At 71.3% G+C, this 19959-nt stretch carries 24 protein-coding genes; 13 read left to right on the forward strand and 11 right to left on the reverse strand.

What is annotated here, in order from left to right:
• Positions 1–78: 78 nt before the first annotated feature.
• A complete protein-coding gene (locus ABZ490_RS28770; protein ID WP_358995932.1) occupies positions 79–813 on the reverse strand; it encodes a Clp protease N-terminal domain-containing protein in 735 nt (244 codons plus the stop codon).
• A gap of 97 nt (positions 814–910) precedes the next feature.
• On the opposite strand from ABZ490_RS28770, the gene ABZ490_RS28775 reads away from it, so the two are divergent.
• A complete protein-coding gene (locus ABZ490_RS28775) occupies positions 911–2020 on the forward strand; it encodes a DUF2786 domain-containing protein (protein WP_358995935.1) in 1110 nt (369 codons plus the stop codon).
• A gap of 6 nt (positions 2021–2026) precedes the next feature.
• Here the strand turns inward: ABZ490_RS28775 and ABZ490_RS28780 are convergent, their stop codons facing one another.
• The 4 genes from ABZ490_RS28780 to rpmB form a co-directional block, all read right to left on the reverse strand.
• Positions 2027–2569: a DUF4232 domain-containing protein gene (locus ABZ490_RS28780; RefSeq protein WP_358995938.1), complete on the reverse strand. Its 543-nt coding sequence runs from the start codon at positions 2567–2569 to the stop codon at positions 2027–2029.
• 98 nt (positions 2570–2667) lie between these two features.
• Positions 2668–3180: a hypothetical protein gene (locus ABZ490_RS28785; protein WP_358995941.1), complete on the reverse strand. Its 513-nt coding sequence runs from the start codon at positions 3178–3180 to the stop codon at positions 2668–2670.
• Positions 3181–3371: 191 nt separating this feature from the next.
• Positions 3372–3677: a 30S ribosomal protein S14 gene (gene rpsN, locus ABZ490_RS28790; RefSeq protein WP_358995945.1), complete on the reverse strand. Its 306-nt coding sequence runs from the start codon at positions 3675–3677 to the stop codon at positions 3372–3374.
• Positions 3678–3693: 16 nt separating this feature from the next.
• Complete coding sequence (gene rpmB, locus ABZ490_RS28795; protein ID WP_358995948.1) at positions 3694–3930, reverse strand: 50S ribosomal protein L28; 237 nt, start codon at positions 3928–3930, stop codon at positions 3694–3696.
• A gap of 62 nt (positions 3931–3992) precedes the next feature.
• Here rpmB and rpmG point away from each other — a divergent pair, with 62 nt between their 5' ends.
• From rpmG to ABZ490_RS28820, 5 genes are all read left to right on the forward strand, one after another.
• Entirely contained in the window at positions 3993–4157 is a 165-nt protein-coding gene (gene rpmG, locus ABZ490_RS28800) for a 50S ribosomal protein L33 (protein WP_037717627.1), read from the forward strand.
• 2 nt (positions 4158–4159) lie between these two features.
• The gene (locus tag ABZ490_RS28805) at positions 4160–4423 is read left to right on the forward strand and encodes a type B 50S ribosomal protein L31 (RefSeq protein ID WP_358995951.1); all 264 of its coding nucleotides are present in this window, start codon (positions 4160–4162) and stop codon (positions 4421–4423) included.
• Complete coding sequence (locus tag ABZ490_RS28810; RefSeq protein WP_358995956.1) at positions 4420–5607, forward strand: GTP-binding protein; 1188 nt, start codon at positions 4420–4422, stop codon at positions 5605–5607. Before ABZ490_RS28805 ends, ABZ490_RS28810 begins: the two co-directional genes overlap by 4 nt.
• Before the next feature lie 3 nt (positions 5608–5610).
• Positions 5611–5844 (forward strand): 30S ribosomal protein S18, encoded by a 234-nt coding sequence (gene rpsR / locus ABZ490_RS28815; protein ID WP_358995959.1) that lies wholly within the window; start codon positions 5611–5613, stop codon positions 5842–5844.
• A gap of 597 nt (positions 5845–6441) precedes the next feature.
• Positions 6442–6660 carry a DUF397 domain-containing protein gene (locus ABZ490_RS28820; RefSeq protein WP_052183895.1) on the forward strand — a complete coding sequence of 73 codons (219 nt, stop codon included), beginning with the start codon at positions 6442–6444 and terminating at the stop codon, positions 6658–6660.
• 117 nt (positions 6661–6777) lie between these two features.
• On the opposite strand, the gene ABZ490_RS28825 is transcribed toward ABZ490_RS28820, so the two are convergent.
• Positions 6778–7257, reverse strand: a complete 480-nt coding sequence (locus ABZ490_RS28825) for an ATP-binding protein (protein ID WP_358995962.1) — start codon at positions 7255–7257, stop codon at positions 6778–6780.
• Positions 7258–7632: 375 nt separating this feature from the next.
• On the opposite strand from ABZ490_RS28825, the gene ABZ490_RS28830 reads away from it, so the two are divergent.
• The 3 genes from ABZ490_RS28830 to ABZ490_RS28840 all read left to right on the forward strand — a co-directional run bounded on the left by ABZ490_RS28830 (position 7633) and on the right by ABZ490_RS28840 (position 10744).
• Positions 7633–8457 (forward strand): helix-turn-helix transcriptional regulator, encoded by an 825-nt coding sequence (locus ABZ490_RS28830; protein WP_358996204.1) that lies wholly within the window; start codon positions 7633–7635, stop codon positions 8455–8457.
• Positions 8458–8589: 132 nt separating this feature from the next.
• On the forward strand, positions 8590–10050 hold the full coding sequence (locus ABZ490_RS28835) for an aldehyde dehydrogenase family protein (RefSeq protein WP_358995965.1): 1461 nt from the start codon (positions 8590–8592) through the stop codon (positions 10048–10050).
• A 94-nt stretch (positions 10051–10144) separates the two neighbouring features.
• Positions 10145–10744: a PadR family transcriptional regulator gene (locus tag ABZ490_RS28840; RefSeq protein WP_358995968.1), complete on the forward strand. Its 600-nt coding sequence runs from the start codon at positions 10145–10147 to the stop codon at positions 10742–10744.
• Between the two features lie 174 nt (positions 10745–10918).
• Here ABZ490_RS28840 and ABZ490_RS28845 read toward each other — a convergent pair whose 3' ends face one another.
• Positions 10919–11365 carry a DUF1772 domain-containing protein gene (locus ABZ490_RS28845; protein WP_358995971.1) on the reverse strand — a complete coding sequence of 149 codons (447 nt, stop codon included), beginning with the start codon at positions 11363–11365 and terminating at the stop codon, positions 10919–10921.
• 89 nt (positions 11366–11454) lie between these two features.
• Here ABZ490_RS28845 and ABZ490_RS28850 point away from each other — a divergent pair, with 89 nt between their 5' ends.
• Positions 11455–12033 (forward strand): TetR/AcrR family transcriptional regulator, encoded by a 579-nt coding sequence (locus tag ABZ490_RS28850; RefSeq protein WP_358995975.1) that lies wholly within the window; start codon positions 11455–11457, stop codon positions 12031–12033.
• A 15-nt stretch (positions 12034–12048) separates the two neighbouring features.
• Here ABZ490_RS28850 and ABZ490_RS28855 read toward each other — a convergent pair whose 3' ends face one another.
• Positions 12049–13449, reverse strand: coding sequence for a glutamate decarboxylase (locus ABZ490_RS28855; RefSeq protein ID WP_358995978.1), 1401 nt, complete (start codon positions 13447–13449; stop codon positions 12049–12051).
• A 263-nt stretch (positions 13450–13712) separates the two neighbouring features.
• On the opposite strand from ABZ490_RS28855, the gene ABZ490_RS28860 reads away from it, so the two are divergent.
• Entirely contained in the window at positions 13713–14483 is a 771-nt protein-coding gene (locus ABZ490_RS28860) for a MerR family transcriptional regulator (RefSeq protein ID WP_358995981.1), read from the forward strand.
• 21 nt (positions 14484–14504) lie between these two features.
• Here ABZ490_RS28860 and ABZ490_RS28865 read toward each other — a convergent pair whose 3' ends face one another.
• Positions 14505–14870 carry a YbjQ family protein gene (locus ABZ490_RS28865; protein WP_358995984.1) on the reverse strand — a complete coding sequence of 122 codons (366 nt, stop codon included), beginning with the start codon at positions 14868–14870 and terminating at the stop codon, positions 14505–14507.
• A gap of 138 nt (positions 14871–15008) precedes the next feature.
• Between ABZ490_RS28865 and ABZ490_RS28870 the strand changes: the two genes are divergently transcribed.
• Positions 15009–15824, forward strand: coding sequence for a VTT domain-containing protein (locus tag ABZ490_RS28870; protein ID WP_358995987.1), 816 nt, complete (start codon positions 15009–15011; stop codon positions 15822–15824).
• Between the two features lie 122 nt (positions 15825–15946).
• Here ABZ490_RS28870 and ABZ490_RS28875 read toward each other — a convergent pair whose 3' ends face one another.
• Both ABZ490_RS28875 and ABZ490_RS28880 read right to left on the reverse strand, forming a co-directional pair.
• On the reverse strand, positions 15947–17539 hold the full coding sequence (locus ABZ490_RS28875; protein WP_358995990.1) for a threonine/serine exporter family protein: 1593 nt from the start codon (positions 17537–17539) through the stop codon (positions 15947–15949).
• A gap of 125 nt (positions 17540–17664) precedes the next feature.
• On the reverse strand, positions 17665–18156 hold the full coding sequence (locus ABZ490_RS28880) for an inorganic diphosphatase (RefSeq protein WP_055637912.1): 492 nt from the start codon (positions 18154–18156) through the stop codon (positions 17665–17667).
• Positions 18157–18280: 124 nt separating this feature from the next.
• Between ABZ490_RS28880 and dacB the strand changes: the two genes are divergently transcribed.
• Entirely contained in the window at positions 18281–19897 is a 1617-nt protein-coding gene (gene dacB, locus ABZ490_RS28885) for a D-alanyl-D-alanine carboxypeptidase/D-alanyl-D-alanine-endopeptidase (protein ID WP_358996207.1), read from the forward strand.
• Positions 19898–19959 lie beyond the last annotated feature (62 nt).

Raw genomic sequence — 19959 nt, forward strand, 5'->3', positions numbered from 1 at the left:
GGCGAGTGTCGCAGCAGGGTCTGACAACGCCCTCGCGCCGCCCTGGCGCCGCCCCCGCACCACCCCTCGGCAGGTCCCTCAGTCCTGTTCCGGCAGCTCCACCGTGAGCAGGGCCAGGGCCTCGGCGACCCACCCTTCGACGGCGGACTTGCGGATGCCGAGGTCCGACAGGACGCCCGTGCCGTTCTCGAACTCCAGCAGCGCCAGCAGGATGTGCTCGGTGCCGACGTAGTTGTGGCCGAGGCGGAGCGCCTCGCGGAAGGTGAGTTCCAGGACCTTCTTGGCGTCGGAGCCGTAGGGGAGCAGCTCCGGGATCTCCTCGGCGGCGGGCGGCAGCGCGGCGCCCGCGGTCTGGCGGACGGTGTCCAGGAGGACCCCCTGTGCGGTGATCGCCTTGGCGGCCAGTCCCTCCGGTTCGGCCAGCAGGCCGAGCACCAGGTGCTCCGGGCGGCCCTCGGTGTTGCGGGCGGCGACGGCCTCGTTGTGGGCGGCCATCACGACGTTGCGGGCCCGCGGGGTGTAGCGGCTGAAACCCTGGCTGGGGTCGAGATCGGCCGACTCCTTGGGCACGAACCGCTTCTGCGCGGCCTGCCGGGTGACTCCCATGCTCCGGCCGATGTCCGTCCAGGAGGCGCCCGAGCGCCGCGCCTGGTCGACGAAGTGCCCGATCAGATGGTCGGCCACTTCACCGAGGTGATCGGCGGCGATCACCGCGTCCTCGAGCTGGTCGAGGGGTTCGGGGTGGACCTTCTTGATGGCCGCGATGAGTTCGTCGAGCCGTACGGATGACGTGATGTTGGGGTTCGTCGTCATGCGTCAACCATAAGTTGACACTCCCCGAGTGTCAACCTCGGGTTGTCAGTAGGTGGGGGTGTGTTCGTCCTCCCCGCGCGCGTGACACGATCGAACGGTGAGCAGCACCGTCGACACCGCCTTCCGCACCGCCCTCTACGACACCGTGGACACCGCCCTCGACGCAGGCGCCTCCCTCCTCGCCGCCGACCCCGCCGCGGACGCCGAACTCGACCGGCGCGGCCGGGAGTTCGTGGCGGCGGCCTGGCAGCGCGGCTGGCAGCCCGCCGATCTCGTACGGTTCGTGCGGCGGGAGCTGGAGGACGTCCACGTACGCGTGCTGGCCGCGCTGATCCGCGCCCAGGCACCGGACGACAAGACACGCGGCCCCCGCTGGACCGGCCAGCTCACCGAACTGCCCGCCGAGGTCCCGGCCCGCGCCGACCGCTTCTCGTACGCCACCACGGTCCTGGAGCTCTACCGCCTGCTGCTGCGCCTGCCCTCCCTCGAACCCCTCCAGGAGCCCCGGCCGGGTCCTGGCCGGCGCTCCGACTCCCGCATGCTCACCCGGATCCGCGCGCTGCTCGCCAAGGCGGAGGCCACCGGCTATCCGGAGGAGGCGGAGGCGCTCACGGCGAAGGCGCAGGAACTGATGGCCCGGCACAGCGTCGACGAGGCGCTGCTCGACGCCGGGGCCCCCGACCCGGACGCGCCCGCCGCCTGCCGGATCGGGGTCGAGCCGCCGTACGAGCAGGCCAAGGCGATGCTGCTGGACGCGGTCGCGTCCGCCAACCACTGCCGCGCCGTGTGGAACGAGCCCTTCTGCTTCTCCACGGTCGTCGGCTTCGAGGCCGATCTGGTGGCGGTGGAGCTGCTCCACACCTCGCTGCTGGTGCAGGCGCAGTCGGCGATGGTGAAGGCGGAGGCCGCGCAGCGGGCCGGCGGACGCAGGCGGACCAAGACCTTCCGGCAGTCCTTCCTCGCCGCGTACGCCCATCGGGTGGGGGCGCGGCTCGCCGAGGTCGCGGCCGCCACCGAGAGCGCGGCGGGCCGGGATCTGCTCCCGGTCCTCGCCACCCGGGAGGTCGCCGTCACGGCCGCCACCGACCGGATGTTCCCGGACACGGTCACCACGAGGCTGCGCGGCGTCACCGACGAGGCGGGCTGGACCGAGGGGGCCGAGGCCGCCGACCGGGCGCAGGTCGCCGCCCGGCCGCGGCTCCCGTGAGACGGGTCAGTCGCCGGCCTGCGTGAAGGAGCCCACCGACGCGTCCGGCTTGCCCGCGCTCTTCAGCGAGACGTCGCCGTAGGACCAGGGGAAGCTCTCGGTCTTCTCGGAGCCCGGCAGGCCGAACTCCGCCGTCTTCACGGCGAGGCTCTTGTCGCCGCTCTCGCCGCGCACGTAGGTGATCGTGAAGGTGACCGTGCCCTGCTCCGGGACGGTCACCTTCTGCTTCTGGGCGGCCGGGTCCTGCGGCACGCTCACGGAGTCGCCGCCGGTGGAGAGGCCGACGGTGGGGAAGCCGTCCAGGGTGCACTCGGCGCCCTTGTTGGTGAGGGTGACGGTGACGTTGCCGGTGTCCCCGGCGGCGGGGGCGGCGTCGACCGGGCCGACCTCCTGGCCCAGACCGTCGAAGGAACAGGCGGCACCGGCGGCCGTGCCGGCGGACGCGGAGGCCTTGCTCCCGCCGTCGTCGGAGCCGCTGTCGTCGCTGGAACAGGCGGTGAGCAGCAGGGCCGCGGCGAGGGCGGTGACGGTGATCGGAACGGCGCGCATGAGGGGTCCCCTGAGGTGTGTGGCGGTGCTGGAAGGATCATCACGTACGCGCACGGCACCTCGCCGCGCGCCCCCACCCGTGCCCGTGCTCCCCGGGGTCAGGAGCCCGTCCCGGCCGTCGGCAGCCCCGAGGGCAGCTTGCCGTCCTCCGCCTTGGTGAACGTCTCCTTGCCCGCCGCGCCCGACCAGGTCACCTTCATGGTGTCGCCGTCGAGGGAGTCGACCATGCCGGTCGTGCGGTCCTTGGAGCCGGTGGGGCACTTGAGGTAGATCATCCTCATGCCCGCGGACGCGCTGGCGGTCCCGCTGCACACGGTCCCGCCGGTGGCGAACAGGGCGGCCTGCTTCCCGGTGACGATCAGCGCGACGGAGTCGCCGTCGGCCGTGGCCAGCCAGTTCCCCTCCAGCTCGTTCGACGCGGCCTCGGTGGCACCGTCCGAGGCCTCGGCGGTCCCGGCGCTCGCCGTGGCGGCGTTGGCGGACGGGATCGCCGAGGAACCGTCGTCGTCGGACCCGCCGCCGCACCCGGCGAGCGCGAGCGCGCCCGCCAGCACCGCCACGGCCGCCACGGCCCGTCGGGACACACCGCGCGAGTAGATCGCCGAAGCCACTGCAAGCTCCCCAACTGAAGCCGAACGACAAGGACCGCAGCAAGCTACCAGCACCCCCACCAAAAACCCTGAGGCCCACCTGTGACCTCCAAGCCCCCACCTGTGACCACAGAAACGCCGGAGGCCTCACGACGGGTTGGACGGGGACCCGCGGCTGAACCCATCGCAGGCCCACCGCGGAATCCATCCCCCTACCAGGAAGCCTTCCGCACCCCCGGCAGATACCCCGCGTGTGCCTGCTCCCGTAGGCCCAGGCGGGACAGGCCGAAGGTTCGGAGGTAGCCGCGGGGGCGGCCGTCCACCTGGTCGCGGTTGCGTACGCGTGTCGCGCTCGCGTCTCTCGGCTGGCGGCGCAGTTCCCGTGCGGCGGCCAGTCGTTCGGCCTCCGTGGACGAGGGGTGCCGGAGGATCTCCTTCAGTTCGGCCCGCCGCTCGGCGTACCGCGCGACGGTCTCCCGCCGTCCGTCGTTCTTCGCGATCTTGCTCTTCTTCGCCATCGAGCCTCAGCCCCTTTCAGACCCGGATGCCACGGGCGCGGATCCGCGCCACCGCCGCCTCGACGCCGATCGCGTCGACCGTCCTGATCCCCCGCGCGCTCAGCCGCAGCCGTACCCGTCGCCCCTCGCCGGGCAGCCAGTACCGCTTGGACTGGACGTTGGGGTCGAAACGGCGGGACGTCCGCCGGTGGGAGTGCGAGATCCGGTTGCCGAACCCGGGCTGGGCACCGGTCAGCATGCAGTGCGCGGACATGGGTGACGTACCTCTCTCTGCCAGCTATCGCTAATGGATGTCATTTTCAGTAAGATACCAGCATGGCACGCAACGAACTCCGCCCGGTCGTCAAGCTCCGGTCCACGGCGGGGACCGGCTTCACGTACGTCACCCGCAAGAACCGCCGCAACGACCCGGACCGTATGACCCTCAGGAAGTACGACCCCGTCGCCGGCCGCCACGTCGACTTCCGAGAGGAGCGCTGACCATGCGCGAGTCGATCCACCCGGCCTACGGCCCGGTCGTCTTCCGTGACCGTGCCGCGGACTACACCTTCCTCACCCGTTCCACCCTGTCGGCCACGGCCGGCGGCAGGACGATCGCGTGGGAGGACGGCCGCACCTACCCGGTCGTCGACGTCGAGATCTCGAACGTCAGCCACCCCTTCTACACCGGCACCGCCCGCGTCCTGGACACCGCCGGCCGCGTCGAGCGCTTCGAGCGCCGGTACGGGAAGCGGGGCGGTTCGTGAGCCTGTCCGTCGTGATCGTCGGCGGGCTGCACGCCGACGCCCGCCGGGCGACGGTGGCGCACCTGCTCGCCGACGTCCCGGACGGCGTCGTACTCCACCACGACCTCGCGACGGCCGCCGCCGGCACGGTCGTACGGACCGTCCGCGACGCCCGCGGAGTCCGCTCCGCGGGCGAGACGCCCCTGATCGACGACTGCGCCTGCTGCGCGCTGCGCGAGGACCTGGTCCCCGAGCTGCGCCGGCTGGCGCAGGACGGCACCACCCGGCTCGCGATCGTCGAGCTGTGGGACTCCGTGGAGCCCAAGGCCATGACCGAGGTGGTCGTGGCCGGCGGCCTCACCGTCACCGCGGTGATCACCGCCGTCGACCCCGCGCTCCTGCTGCCGTACCTCGGCAACGGCGACGATCTCGCCGACGTGGGCCTCGCCGCGGCGGCGACCGACCGGCGGACCGTCGCCGACACCTTCGCCCGGCAGCTGGAGTACGCCCCCGTGCTGGCCGTCGTCGACTCCCCGGAGGCCGACGACGAGGACCGGGAGCTGCTCGCCCAGCTGCATCCGACCGCCCGCCGGATCCCCGTCCCGGACGGCCACCCCGCAGCGGATGCATCCGCACGTGCATATGCGTCCGGCACTTCTTCTCGTCCGTGCGGGCTGACGGCGGCCGCCCTCGCCGGTTTCGACGTCGAGGCGGCCGCCGCCGCACAGCACCCCGCCTGCGCCCTGCTCCCCGCCGAGGCTGACGCGCACGGGGTCGCCACCTTCGTCTGGCACCGGAACCGCCCCTTCCACCCGGAGCGGCTGTACGCGGCGCTGGAGGACCTGACCTGCGCCGCCGCCCGCAGCCGGGGCCGGTTCTGGCTCGCCGACCGGCCCGATGTGCTGCTGCACTGGGACGCGGCCGGCGGCGCCCTCTGCGTGGAGTCGGCCGGCCCGTGGCTCGCCGCGCTCCCGGACGCGGCCTGGGAGCTGGTGCCGCCGGTCCGCCGCGCCGCCGCCGCGCTGGACTGGCACCCCGAGCACGGCGACTGCTGCCAGCACCTGGTCTTCACCTCCCCCGGCCTCGACCGCGACGGGCTCGAACGGCTGCTGGAGACCTGTCTGCTCACCGACGCCGAGTACGCCGGCGGCCGCGACGCCTGGAAGCGGCTGCCGCCCGCCTTCGACACCCTCCTGGAGGTCTGACCCGTGCCCCGCAAGGCCGACCGCAAGCCCGCCAAGGCCCGCCCCAACCCGCTCGACCGGGCCGGTGTCGAGTACATCGACTACAAGGACACCGACCTGCTGCGGACGTTCCTGTCCGACCGGGGCAAGATCCGCAGCCGGCGGGTCACCCGGGTCTCCGCCCAGCAGCAGCGGCTGCTGGCCCGCGCGATCAAGAACGCCCGCGAGATGGCCCTGCTGCCGTACGGCAGCCGCTGAGCCGGAGGCGCTCGCAGCCGTACGAGGGAAACCGGTCGACCTGTCCAGGATGTCTGGACATCGCTCCTCCCGCGCCTCGGCCGGACGGCCGAGACGGCCCGCCCCTGTGGTCCGGCCGGATTCGCCCCCGTGTACGACCGTCAGGGTCGTACACGGGGGCGAGCGCTTTCCGTGCCCGCTCGGCGCACGGCAGGGCCATTTCCGGATCCTCCGGGCGGGACCCGCGGAACCCACACGTCCGGAGGTACGTCCACCGGATGGACCGGAGCGCGGGCGTCCGCCTTCCAGGACCGCCCGAAACGGAGGAAAACGGTGCTGGTCAGGGGTGCCGATGGAACATGACGGGCGTGCCGAGCGTCTGTTCCTAGTGCACGAGTGGTTCGATCCGGACTACTTTCCGGCCGGGTAAAGCGCGCGTCAAAGCTGTAACCGCGTCACCACCCGGCGTGCACGTGCATCTGCTCATGCAACTGCACATGAACGGGGTTATGATCCGGGACAGTTGACCACGGCACCAATGGCCACACGAGCCAGTGCACCACCAGGGAGCGACCTGTGGACCACCACGTTGACGGGGGGCACGACGTGTACAACGGCATGACGGCCACACAGCTGTACGGGGTTGCCTGGCAGAAGAGCCGGCACAGCAACTCGCAGGGATCCTGCGTGGAGTTCGCGCGACTGCCCGGCGGAGACGTGGCCGTGCGCAACTCGCGCTTCCCGGACGGCCCCGCGCTCGTCTACACGCGGGCCGAGATCGAGGCGATGCTGCTGGGCATCAAGGACGGGGAGTTCGACCACCTCATCGCGAGCTGACGCCCCGGCCGCCCACGCCACGGGGTCGGTCACCTCACCCGCACTCGCGGGGTCAAAACCGTATCAATGGGGTCACAACGCGCGTAGAACCGCGGCGCCGAAGTGCGCCGCGGTGCGTCATTCGGTGGGCGTGTGCAGCCGGAACAGCGCCCAGACCACCTTGCCGCCGAGGCTGCCCGACAGCGGGTGCCAGCCCCAGCCGTCGGCGAAGGAGTCGACGAGGAACAGGCCGCGGCCCGACTCCGCCGAGAAGTCCTCGCTCTCCTGGGGCAGCGGGCTGTCGTGACTGGGGTCGCGCACCGCGCACACCAGTCGCTCGGTCCACCGCATCAGATGCAGCCGCACCGACGGGCTCCCGTCCGCCGGGAGCGGGCCCGTCTCGGGCAGTCCGTGCCGCAGCGCGTTGGTCACCAGTTCCGAGACGACCAGACAGATGTCGTCGAAGCGGTCGCCCACGTCCCACTGGCCCAGGGTTCTTCTGGTGAACTGGCGGGCCTCGCGCACCGCTTCGAAGCGGGCGGGCAGTGCGCAGGACGCGGCGTTGGACACGGCCGCGGGATCAAGCGGCGGAAGGCCCTGCCGTAACGGCTCGAGCATGGTCGATCCATTCGTCCCCATGCGAGGCACTCCCGGGATTCGCGGTCGTTGCGATGCAGCGGTGGCGCGAGACCATGGTTTCCGATGCGCACGGCGGATGCAAGGGCAGATGCACGTGCACGTGACCGAAATGGACCCGCCCGTACCGCTTCTTGGCCATTTTTTCCGCCATCTTCTCGTCGTTCGGGGCCCGTTTCCTTCCTTTCTCCTCACCCTTCCCTCGCGTAGCTCTGTGCGTATCCTTTGGCTTCTTTCCATCTCTGTAATCGGACGAGTACTGCTCGAAGTGTTTTAGTGGCAGACTGCGGGCCCAGAGGACCGTTGGGGAGGCTGGCGAACGTGAGCGCGGGAGAGCCCGGATCGGTGGTGCGGCGGATGCTGCTCGGCTCGCAACTACGGCGACTGCGTGAGGCGCGCGGCATCACGCGGGAGGCGGCGGGTTACCACATCCGGGCGTCGGAGTCGAAGATCAGCCGGATGGAACTGGGCCGGGTGAGCTTCAAGACGCGCGACGTCGAGGACCTGCTGACGCTGTACGGCATCACGGACGACATCGAGCGCCAGGCCCTGGTCGGACTCGCCCGCGAGGCCAATGTGGCGGGCTGGTGGCACAGTTACTCGGACGTCCTGCCCAACTGGTTCCCCACCTACGTCGGCCTGGAGGGCGCGGCCTCGCTGATCCGCGTCTACGAGGTGCAGTTCGTGCACGGTCTGCTCCAGACCGAGGCCTACGCCCACGCCGTCGTCTCCCGCGGCATGAAGGGCGCGAGCGTCGCCGACATCGACCGGCGCGTGGCACTGCGCCTGGAGCGGCAGAAGTACCTGGTCGCCGAGAACGCCCCCGACTTCCACATCGTCCTCGACGAGGCCGCCCTGCGCCGGCCCTACGGCGACCGCGAGGTGATGCGCGGTCAGCTCCAGCATCTGATCGAGATCTCCGAGCGGCCCAACGTACGGCTGCAGATCATGCCGTTCAGCTTCGGCGGGCACTCCGGCGAGTCCGGCTCCTTCACCATCCTCGGCTTCCCGGAGTCCGACCTCAAGGAGGTCGTCTACCTGGAGCAGCTCACCAGCGCCCTCTACCTCGACAAGCACGAGGACGTCGCGCAGTACGAGCACGCGCTGAAGGAGCTCCAGCAGGACAGCCCCGGACCCGACGAGAGCCGGGACCTGCTCCGCGGCCTGATCCAGCTGTCGTAGCCCGCTCCCGTGGCCGGTTCCTGAGGGTTTCCCCTCGAGAAACCGGGGAAGACCCCAACCCCTTTGAAACACACGTACGATGACGCGTGATCAGATCGTGACGTCGATCGCAGCAGGGGATTGAGGGATCACATGTCGTCCTACTTCACGGACCTGGCGCAGCAGTACATCGACGGGAAGTGGCGTCCAGGGACGGGGTCCTGGGACATCATCGACTTCAACCCCTACGACGGCGAGAAGCTCGCCTCGATCACCATCGCCACGGTCGACGAGGTCGACGAGGCCTACCGTGCCGCCGCCCGCGCCCAGAAGGAGTGGGCCGAGACCAACGCCTACGCCCGCCGCGCGATATTCGAGAAGGCGCTGCGCCTGGTCGAGGAGCGCGAGCAGGAGATAGCCGACGTCATCATCGCCGAGCTGGGCGGCACCCGGCTGAAGGCCGCCTTCGAACTCCACCTCGTCAAGGAGTTCCTGCGGGAATCGGTCAGCCTGGCGCTGCGCCCCGAGGGCAAGATCATCCCGTCGCCGGTCGACGGCAAGGAGAACCGCCTCTACCGGGTGCCGGTCGGCGTCGTGGGTGTGATCAGCCCCTTCAACTTCCCGTTCCTGCTGTCCGTGAAGTCGGTCGCCCCGGCCCTGGCGGTCGGCAACGCCGTGGTGCTCAAGCCGCACCAGAACACCCCGATCGTCGGCGGCACCCTGGTCGCCAAGCTGTTCGAGGACGCGGGGCTGCCCGCCGGTCTGCTGAACGTCGTCGTCACCGACATCGCGGAGATCGGCGACGCCTTCATCGAGCACCCGATCCCGCGCGTGATCTCCTTCACCGGCTCCGACAAGGTCGGCCGCCACGTGGCCACCGTCTGCGCCGCGCACTTCAAGCGCTCCATCCTCGAACTGGGCGGCAACAGCGCGATCGTGGTCCTCGACGACGCGGACGTCGACTACGCCGTCGACGCGGCCGTCTTCAGCCGCTACGTCCACCAGGGCCAGGTCTGCATGGCCGCCAACCGCGTCCTGGTCGACCGTTCGCTCGCCGACGAGTTCACCGAGAAGTTCGTCGCCAAGGTGCGCGGCCTCAAGGCCGGCGACCCGCGCGACCCGGAGACCGTCATCGGCCCGGTGATCAACTCCCAGCAGGCGGAGTCGCTCACCTCGGTCGTCGAGCAGGCGATCGCCGAGGGCGCGACGGCCCTGCTGCACGGCACGACCGAGGGCAACCTCGTCGAGCCGTCCGTCCTGACCGGCGTCCCCGCCGGTTCCGCCCTGCTCCAGCAGGAGGTCTTCGGCCCCGTCGTCTTCCTCGTCCCCTTCGACGGCGAGGAGGAGGCGCTGCGCCTGGTCAACGACACCCCGTACGGCCTCAGCGGCGCCGTCCACACCGGGAACGTCGAGCGGGGCGTCGCCTTCGCCAAGCAGGTCGACAGCGGCATGTTCCATGTGAACGACGGCACCGTCCACGACGAGCCGATCGTGCCCTTCGGCGGCGAGAAGAACTCCGGAGTCGGCCGTCTGAACGGCGAGACGACCCTGGAGGCCTTCACCACCACCAAGTGGATCTCCGTGCAGCACGGCCGCAGCCGCTTCCCCTTCTGAGCCGCTTCCCCTTCTGAGCCGCGTGCCGGCCTGAGCCGGTCGCCGGCCAGAGCCGAGTCCCGGTCCATGGGCCCCGGGTCATAACCTGGGGCCCATGTCAGCAATCCGTCTTCTCGTGCTGGGCGCGGTGCGTCTGCACGGGCGGGCCCACGGCTACCAGGTCCGCGGCGACCTGGAGTACTGGGGCGCCCACGAGTGGTCCAACGCCAAGCCGGGCTCGATCTACCACGCCCTGCGGCAACTGGCGAAACAGGGGATGCTGCACGAGCACGAGACGGCCCCCTCCACGGCCGGCGGCCCGCCCCGCACCGAGTACGAGATCACCGGGGCGGGCAACGAGGAGTACTTCCGGCTGCTGCGCGAGGCGCTGACGTCGTACGACCAGAAGACCGACGTCAAGTCGGCGGCCATCGGCTTCGTCGTCGACCTGCCCCGCGCCGAGGCCGTGACCCTGCTCAAGGAGCGGATCCGCCGGATCGAACGGTGGCGCTCCACCGTCGTCGAGCACTACGACCCCGAGGGCGGCCCCCAGCAGCTCGGCCACATCGGCGAGATCATGAACCTCTGGGTCCACACGGCCGACGCGGAGGCCGAGTGGACCCACGGTCTGATCGACCGCATCGAGACCGGCGCCTACACCTTCGCGGGCGAGGGCGAACCGTTCGCCGACGTCCTGCCGGACCGACCCGCATAGGACCGCCCCGGCGGCCCACGCCGCAGCCCCGGGGCCGGGAGCGCCCGTCTGCCGCGCTGCCGCCGGTTGCCGACTCGCCCCACGCTCGGCCGCGCCCGCGCGGGAGGGACCCCCGTCGCCGCGACGCCCGACCGGATCCGCCGGACCGGCCCCGGGCGCCCCGGCCGGGACGGTTCAGGCGAGGGCGGTGACCAGCAGGGTGAACGCGGCGATGATGAGCGCGACGCGGACGTAGTGCCAGCGCTCCCAGCGGTTCAGCTGTTCCTTCCAGTCGGCGGGCCGGTTCTCGGGGGTCCACGTCTTGTTCCGGTCGTTGATCGGGACGAGCAGCAGGACCGACATGACCACGCTGAGGATCAGCAGCCCGGCGGCGGTGACGACGAGACCGGCGCCGTGCCGGTCCCCTCCGGCGACGGCCCAGGCCCCGGCGAGGACGAGCGAGCCGATGTACCAGACCGGCATGACGGCGCCGAGCATCCGGCCCCCGTGGGCGTGGCCGAGCTGGCCGGCGTCGCCGGGGAGTGCGTTGAGGATCCGGCTCATGACGAAGGCGACGGAGAACTCCACGCCCACCATCAGGCCGACGACCACGGTGGTGACGATCTCGAGTGCGTTGAGCATGACGACCCCCTGATATCTAGTGTTGCTAGATGTTGAGGCAACGCTAGTTCTACTGCCGCTCTTTTGTCTAGCGGTGCTAGGATCGCAACATGTCGGTACAGGAACGCAAGCGGCGGGAACGGGCGGAGCGCGAGCGCCTCATCGTGGCGACGGCCCGCGAACTCGCCGAGCAGCAGGGCTGGGACGCGGTCACCACCCGCCGGCTCGCCGAGAGCATCGAGTACAGCCAGCCCGTCCTCTACAGCCACTTCCGCGGCAAACGGGAGATCATCGGCGCCGTCGCCCTCCAGGGCGCCACCGAGATGGCCGCGGCGGTGCGGGCCGCGACCGCCGCCGCGGACGGCCCGCGCGCCCGGGTGTACGCCCTCGCCCGCGCCTACCTCGACTTCGCCGAACGCAACCCGGCGGTCTACGACGCCATCTTCCAGCTCGACGGCGGTCTGGCGTACGCGCGGGAGGACACCCCGGAACCCCTCAAGGACGCCTTCGCCGCGCTGCTGGAGTGCCTCGGCGAGGTCGCCGGGGAAGGCGTCCCCCCGGGGCTGTTCACCGAGACGTTCTGGGCCTCCCTGCACGGGCTGGCCACCCTGACCCGGGCGGGCCGGCTGCCGCCCCAGGACACCGGACCGAGGGTGGAGCTGCTGGTGGACCGGCTCGCCGTGTACTGACCGGCTCTCCGCGTTCTAGTGGTGGAAGCTGGTCGCCGCGGTCTTGTCCCGGTCCAGCGGACCCGACTGGCGGCGCAGCTCCGGCAGCAGCCGGGTGAGGTCCTCCACGAACAGGTCCGCGAGGTCCTCCGAGAAGCCGTTGCGGCACACCACCCGCAGCACGGACAGGTCCTCCCGGTTCGGCGGGAAGGTGTACGCCGGGAGCAGCCAGCCGCTCTCCCGCATCCGCCGCGACACGTCGAACACGTCGTACGACGTGATGTCCGGCGCCGTCGTGAAGGCGAAGACGGGCAGCTCGTCGCCGCGGGTGAGCAACCGGAAGTCGCCGAGGGCCTCCACCTTGTCGGCGATGCTCCGGGCCACGTCCCGGGTGGTCTGCTGCACCGTCCTGAAGCCCTCACGGCCCAGCCGCACCAGCGTGTAGTACTGGGCGACCACCTGGGCGCCGGGCCGGGAGAAGTTCAGCGCGAACGTCGGCATGTCGCCGCCCAGGTAGTTGACCCGGAACACCAGTTCCTCGGGCAGCGCCTCCTTGTCGCGCCACAGCGCCCAGCCGACCCCGGGGTACACCAGCCCGTACTTGTGCCCGGAGGTGTTGATCGACGCCACGCGCGGGAGGCGGAAGTCCCACACCAGGTCCTCGTCGAGGAAGGGCGCGACCATCGCGCCGGACGCGCCGTCCACATGCACCGGGATGTCGAGACCGGTGCGCTCCTGGAGGGCGTCCAGGGCCGCGCACAGCTCGGCGATCGGCTCGTAGGACCCGTCGAAGGTGGAGCCCAGGATGCCGACGACCCCGATGGTGTTCTCGTCGCACCGGTCGGCGGCGGCCTGCGGGTCGAGGTGGTAGCGCTCGCCCTCCATGGGGATCAGCCGGGGCTCGACCTCCCAGAAGTTGCAGAACTTCTCCCAGCACACCTGGACGTTGACCCCCATCACCAGGTTGGGCCGGACCCCGGAGTCCGGACGGCGCCTGCTCCAGCGGCGCTTGAGCGCCATTCCGGCCAGCATGCACGCCTCGCTCGACCCGGTCGTCGAACACCCCACGGCCGCGGACGGGTCCGGCGCGTTCCACAGATCGGCGAGCATCGCCACACAGCGGCGCTCCAGCTCGGCGGTGCGCGGGTACTCGTCCTTGTCGATCATGTTCTTGTCGCGGCACTCCGCCATCAGCACCCCGGCCTGCGGCTCCATCCAGGTGGTGACGAAGGTCGCCAGGTTGAGCCGGGAGTTGCCGTCCAGCATCAGCTCGTCGTGCACCAGCTGGTACGCCGCCATCGGCGCCAGCGGGTTGTCGGGCAGCCGGTGCTTGGGCGGGGCCTCGGTCATACCGCTGACCGGATTGGCCTCGCCGTAGAAGGGGTTCACGGACAGCGGGCGCTCGTCGGGCTTCTCGGGACCTTTGTGCAACGCCATGGGGGCCTCCTGAAAGGTCGAACGGGTGGCGGTGGACCGGAGTTCCGTCCGCACCGGACATCGGCGCCCCGGCGGCGCCCGGGCGGCCCGGGGCCACGGGCCCACGATAAGCGGACGAAACGGACGCGACATCCGGACGGGTGACAGGCTGTGACGGGACGCCCGCCCGGCCCGCGTGCCCCGGGCTTGCACCTCACGCGACGTGAGGACCCACCGTGGAACCCGTACGGACGCACACGGAAGGAACGGAAGGAGCGGAGGACGTGAGCTACTCCGTGGGACAGGTCGCCGGATTCGCCGGCATCACGGTGCGCACCCTGCACCACTACGACGAGATCGGCCTGCTCGTGCCCGGCGACCGCAGCCACGCGGGCCACCGGCGCTACGACGACGCCGACCTCGACCGGCTCCAGCAGATCATGTTCTACCGCGAGCTCGGCTTCCCGCTCGAAGAGGTCGCCGCCCTGCTCGACGACCCGGCCGCGGACCCCCGCGCGCACCTGCGCCGGCAGCACGCCCTGCTGACCGCCCGGATCGAGAAGCTCCAGCAGATGGCGGCGGCCGTCGAACACGCCATGGAGGCACGCACGATGGGCATCAACCTCACACCCGAGGAGAAGTTCGAGGTCTTCGGCGACAAGGACCCCGAGCAGTACGCCGAGGAGGCGGAGGCACGCTGGGGCGGCACCGCGACCTACGCCGAGTCGCAGCGCCGCGCCGCCCGCTACACCAAGGACGACTGGAAACGCATCCAGGCCGAGGTCGAGGCCTGGAACGAGCGGTACGCCGCCCTGATGGCCGCCGGTGAGCCGCCCACCGGGGAGGCGGCGATGGACCTGGCCGAGGAGCACCGGCGCCACATCGGCACCTGGTACTTCGACTGCCCGTACGAGATGCACCGCGGACTGGGGGAGATGTACGTCTCCGACGCGCGGTTCAAGGCGTTCTACGACTCCCTGCGGCCCGGTCTCGCCGAGCACCTGGAGCAGGCCATCCGGGCGAACGCGGACCGCAACGGCGGCCCGCGCGGCTGACGCCCGTCCCGGCCCGGGGCCTCAGTCCCGGGCCAGGACCACCGCGGTCCCGTACGCGCACACCTCGGTGCCCACGTCCGCCGCCTCGGTCACGTCGAAGCGGAACATCAGCACCGCGTTGGCGCCCCGCGCGCGTGCCTGCTCGACGAGCCGTTCCATGGCCTGGTTGCGGGTCTGCACCAGCGTCTTGGTCAGCCCCTTGAGCTCGCCGCCGATCATCGACTTCAGACCGGCGCCGATCTGGCTGCCGATGTGCCGTGAGCGCACGGTCAGCCCGAAGACCTCGCCGAGGACCTCCTGCACCCGGAACCCGGGCACATCGTTGGTGGTGACGACCAGTACGTCCGGCTCGGGCCCCTGGCCGCCGCCGAAATCATCGATGCCCATGTTCACAGCTTTGACCGAGGAGGGGCACAGTGCATCCTGGGGGAAGCCCTGGGAACCTGGTCCTGTGGCGCTGCGTTGATAGTTTGGGGCGGTCCCGCCGCCGCACCGACCGCCCTCACCCCTCAGGAGCCCGGAACCGTGACGACCCTTGCCCTCGGACCGAGCTGGCTGGACCCCAACACCCTGCTCGACAACTTCGGCATCTGGGGCCTGCTGCTCATCGTCTTCGCGGAGTCCGGTCTGCTCATCGGGTTCTTCCTGCCGGGCGACTCCCTGCTGTTCACCGCCGGTCTGCTGATCACCTCGGACCAGCTGGACTTCCCGCTGTGGGGCGCGGTCGCGCTGATCTGCGTCGCCGCGATCCTGGGCGACCAGGCGGGCTACATGTTCGGCAAGAAGGTGGGCCCGTCCCTCTTCAGCCGCCCCGACTCCCGCCTGTTCAAGCAGGAGAACGTCACCAAGGCGCACGAGTTCTTCGAGAAGCACGGCCCGAAGTCCCTGATCCTGGCCCGCTTCGTGCCCATCGTGCGGACGTTCACGCCGATCATCGCCGGCGTCAGCGGCATGAAGTACCGCTCGTTCCTGGTCTTCAACATCATCGGCGGCGTCCTGTGGGGCGCGGGCGTGACCCTCCTCGGTTCCTGGCTCGGCAACATCGAGTTCGTCAAGAAGAACATCGAGGCGATCCTCATCCTGATCGTCCTCATCTCGGTGATCCCGATCGTCATCGAGTTCCTGCGGGCCCGCTCCCAGGCCAAGAAGAACCCGCCCCAGGCCCCCGAGCAGCAGCAGTACCAGCAGCAGCAGCCCTCGTACCCGGTCATGGACGACGCGACGACCCAGCTCCGCCGCATCGAGCCGAACCAGGACTACTACTCCCAGCAGCAGCCCTACGGCAACGACTACTACGGCGGCCAGCAGCAGTACCCGCACAACCAGAACCAGGGCTACTGACAGCGCCCCCAAAGGGGCGCGGGGCTGCATCGATATGCGGCTCCGCCGCGTGGGCGCGACAAGCCACATCGCACCCGCACCCGCCGACGTGCCGGACGCACCGAATGAGTAGGCGCCCGGCACTAGAACCCCCGCGTCCTCTTGGCGGCCCGCCGCTTCTCGGCGGAGCCGATCCGCAGGAACAGGCGCGACACCTCCGCCCCCAGGTTCACCCCGATCGCGATCGCCATCGCCAGCGCCGCCGCCTTGGTCAGCGAGGCGAGCCCGGTGTCCACCTCGTTCTGAGCGATCGCCAGCAGCCCGAAGTAGACGGCCGACCCCGGCAGCAGGGGCCCGATCGCGGCGGTGGTGTACGGCAGCGCGGAGGCGAACCGGTACCGCGCGAGGAGCTGCCCGAACAGGCCGACCACGCCCGCCGCGACGGCCGTGGACGCCACGGGCGAGATCTCGCCGGTGTAGCGCATGGCGCCGTACACGCACCAGGCCACACCCCCGTTCAGGGTGACGGCCATGACGGTGGATCGTTCCTGCTGGAGCAGGACGGCGAAGGTGAGCGACAGCAGCATCGAGGAACCGATCTGCCACAGCGGCCGGTCGCTGCCGCCCAGGACCGCGTCCGGGTTGAGCCGGGCGTTGAGCTGGACGCCGACGTAGAGCATCACCAGCACCCCGACGACGATCCCCACGAACAGGTACATGACCTCCAGGAGGCGGGCCGCGGCGGTGATGTAGAAGCCCGTCAGCCCGTCCTGGACGCCCGCCACCAGCGCGCGCCCCGGCAGCAGCGCGAACAGCCCGCCGGTGATGACCGCCGACGCCTTCACATCGACGTGCGTCAGCGTCAGCACGATGCCCATCGCGACCGACGGCATCGCGGCGACCAGGAACTGGTAGAACTCCGGCAGCCCGCGCCCCGCGCACAGCCAGGCCAGCCGGTCGCCGAGCATCGCGCCCACCAGGGCCGCCACGAACACCACGGCGTCACCGCCGACCAGCACCGAGGCCGCCCCCGCGAGCAGCCCGCTCGCCCCGGTCAGCACCCAGGTCGGATACGGGTGCCGGTTGCGCCGTATCTCCGCGAGCCGCCGGTAGGCCTCCTCCAGGGAGACCTGGGTCTCCGGGTCGCTCAGATCGTCCACGAGCCGGAACACGGCCGCCAGCCGTGTGTAGTCGGTCCCCCGGCGGCGCACCGTCCGGGACGCCGTGACCGGGTCCTCCACCAGCGAGGGCTGGTACGAGATCGACAGCAGCGTGAAGGTGACGGTCGGCTCGCAGCGGTCCAGGCCGTAGGAGCGGCACACCGCGAACATCGCGGCCTCCACGTCCTCCGCGCCCTCCCCGCCCGCCAGCAGCAGCTCACCGATGCGCAGCGTCAGGTCGAGCACGCGCGGGACGGCCGGACCGCCCTCCTCGGCCTTGCCGACCGGCTCCGGCGCGGGCCGCTCCGTCACGGGCATCCGCAGCATCGTGCGCATCCGGTCCTGCCAGGGCACGTCCTTGGCGAGACTCACCGTCGGCATCCCGCCCGGCGGTGTGAACGCGGGCGGCGCACCGCGCGCGCTGTACGTGCTCGGGCGGCTGAACGCCGAGCCCTCCGCCTCCGGGGCGGGCGGCACCTCCACCCCCGCCGGTACGGCGAACTCGGAGGTCACCTCGGGGTCGTGGGACCCCCTCGCCTCGTCCGACTGCGGCTTGCGGTCCTCCGCCTCCGTCACTGCGAAACGCTCCCTGAACGACGCCTTCCGTGTGCCTCAGTATGCGCATGGGCAGCCGCACGGACACGCGAAGGGGCCGCACGCATGCGCGTGCGGCCCCTCGACGCGGGGTGGATCAGGCCGGGTCAGTGACCGCCCTGGTCCTTGAAGCGCTTGTACGACCGCTCGATCTCGGCCTCGGCGTCGGTACGGCCGACCCAGTCGGCGCCCTCGACGGACTTGCCGGGCTCCAGGTCCTTGTAGACCTCGAAGAAGTGCTGGATCTCCAGGCGGTCGAACTCCGACACGTGGTGGATGTCGCGCAGGTGCTCCACGCGCGGGTCCGTCGCCGGGACGCACAGCAGCTTGTCGTCGCCGCCGGCCTCGTCCGTCATCCGGAACATGCCGATCGCGCGGCAGCGGATCAGACAGCCCGGGAAGGTGGGCTCGTCCAGGATGACGAGCGCGTCCAGCGGGTCGCCGTCCTCGCCGAGGGTGTTCTCGACGAAGCCGTAGTCGGTCGGGTACGCGGTCGAGGTGAAGAGTCGACGGTCCAGGCGGATCCGACCCGTCTCGTGGTCCACCTCGTACTTGTTGCGCGAACCCTTCGGGATCTCGATCGTGACGTCGAACTCCACCGGTGGCTCCTCCATGATCAGCACATAGTTCTGGTGATTAAGTGTCCCTCACGCCGGTGTGTGATCGCGAAAGGGGCTGGTGGTCGTGCCGGAGCTGAGGCCTTGGCGAGCCGCGAGACCGCATGTGGTGCGGATCACGGACGCCGTACGACCGCGTCTGGCACGTGCCGCAGGGATCGTACGACCCTCACTCGCGCGCGTCGCGGGGGCCACCGCGCCGCAGGTCGCACGGCTGACGCGGCTGGCCGGTCCCCGGCTCGCGCGGATCACGAAGGCCGGACCGCACGCCGGTTCCTGGCGCTACACCGCGGGTGCGGCGACCGCCGGTCTGGCGCTGGCCGCGGGCGTGGTGACCGCCGCCGGCCCCTGGGACGGCACCGGTCAGCGTACGGCCGAGCGGGACCGGGCAGTCGCCCTGGACCGCACGGGTGGCGCAGATCACGGCCGTAAGGATGATTCGTCCGGTAAGTCCTCCTCCGCCGCCGGGGCGCCGAAGCCCGCCCCCAGCGCCGCCGCCGTCCTCGCCGGCCTCGGCGGAGCCGCGGGCACCGTGCAGTCCGCCCCGGACGCCCTGCCCACCACCACCGGCCTCAAGACCGTCCTGGACCGCCTGCTGGCCGACCCGGCCCTCGGCGCCCGGCACACCGCCGCCGTCGTCGACGTGGCCACCGGCAGGCGCCTGTACGGCTCCGGGGCCGACACGGCACTCACCCCGGCCTCCACCACCAAGATCGCCACCGCCGTCGCCGCGCTCTCCGCGATGGGCCCCGACCACCGCCTCACCACCCGCACCGCCCTCGAACCCGACACCAGGGAACTCGTCCTGGTCGGCGGCGGCGACCCCACCCTCACCGCCCGCGCGGACGCCCAGGGCTGGGCCAGCCTGCGCACCCTCGCCACGGCCACCGCCAAGACCCTCAAGGCACGCGGCATCACCCAGGTGACCCTCTCGTACGACACGACCCTCTTCGCCGGCGCGCAGATTCACCCCATCGGGGTCAACCCCAACCTCGCGCCCGTCACCGCGCTGAGCGCCGACGAGGGCCGCACCGACGACTCCACCAGCGGACCCGTGGCCCGGGTGGACGACCCGGCCGCCGACGCCACCCGCAGGTTCGCCGCGTTCCTGGCGGCCGCCGGCGTCAAGTCCTCGGCCCCCGGCCCCTCGAAGGCCACCACGCGCGCGCAGACACTCGCCACCGTCTCCTCGCCCCCGCTGTCCACGGTGATCGAACGCATGCTCACCAACAGCGACAACGACATCGCCGAGGCCCTCGCCCGCCAGACCGCCGTCGCGACCGGCCTCCGCGCCGACTTCGCCGGCGGTGGCAAGGCCGTCCGCGCCCGCCTCGACAAGCTCGGCCTGCCCGTCACCGGAGCCGTCTTCAAGGACGGCAGCGGGCTCGACCGCGCGGACCGCCTCACCGCGAACCTGCTCACCGCCCTCCTCGCCAAGGCCGGCGACCCCGGCCTGCCCGCCCTGCGCCCCGTCCTCACCGGACTGCCCGTCGCCGGCTTCACCGGCACCCTCGCCACCCGCTACACCGACGGCGCCGCCGGGGTCGTACGGGCCAAGACCGGCACCCTGACCGGCGTGAACACCCTCGCCGGCACCGTCGTCGACCAGGACGGCCGCCTCCTCGCCTTCGCCCTGCTCACCTCCGACACCACCGACCCGACCGCGGCCCAGACCGCCCTGGACAAGGCCGCGACGGCCCTCGCGGGCTGCGGCTGCCGCTGAGCGCCGCCCGACCCTGACGTATCCCTGATCCACCCCTCGCGGCCTGCCCCAACCGGGACAGA

The sequence above is a fragment of the Streptomyces sp. NPDC005811 genome (assembly GCF_040630405.1).
Lineage (GTDB): Bacteria > Actinomycetota > Actinomycetes > Streptomycetales > Streptomycetaceae > Streptomyces.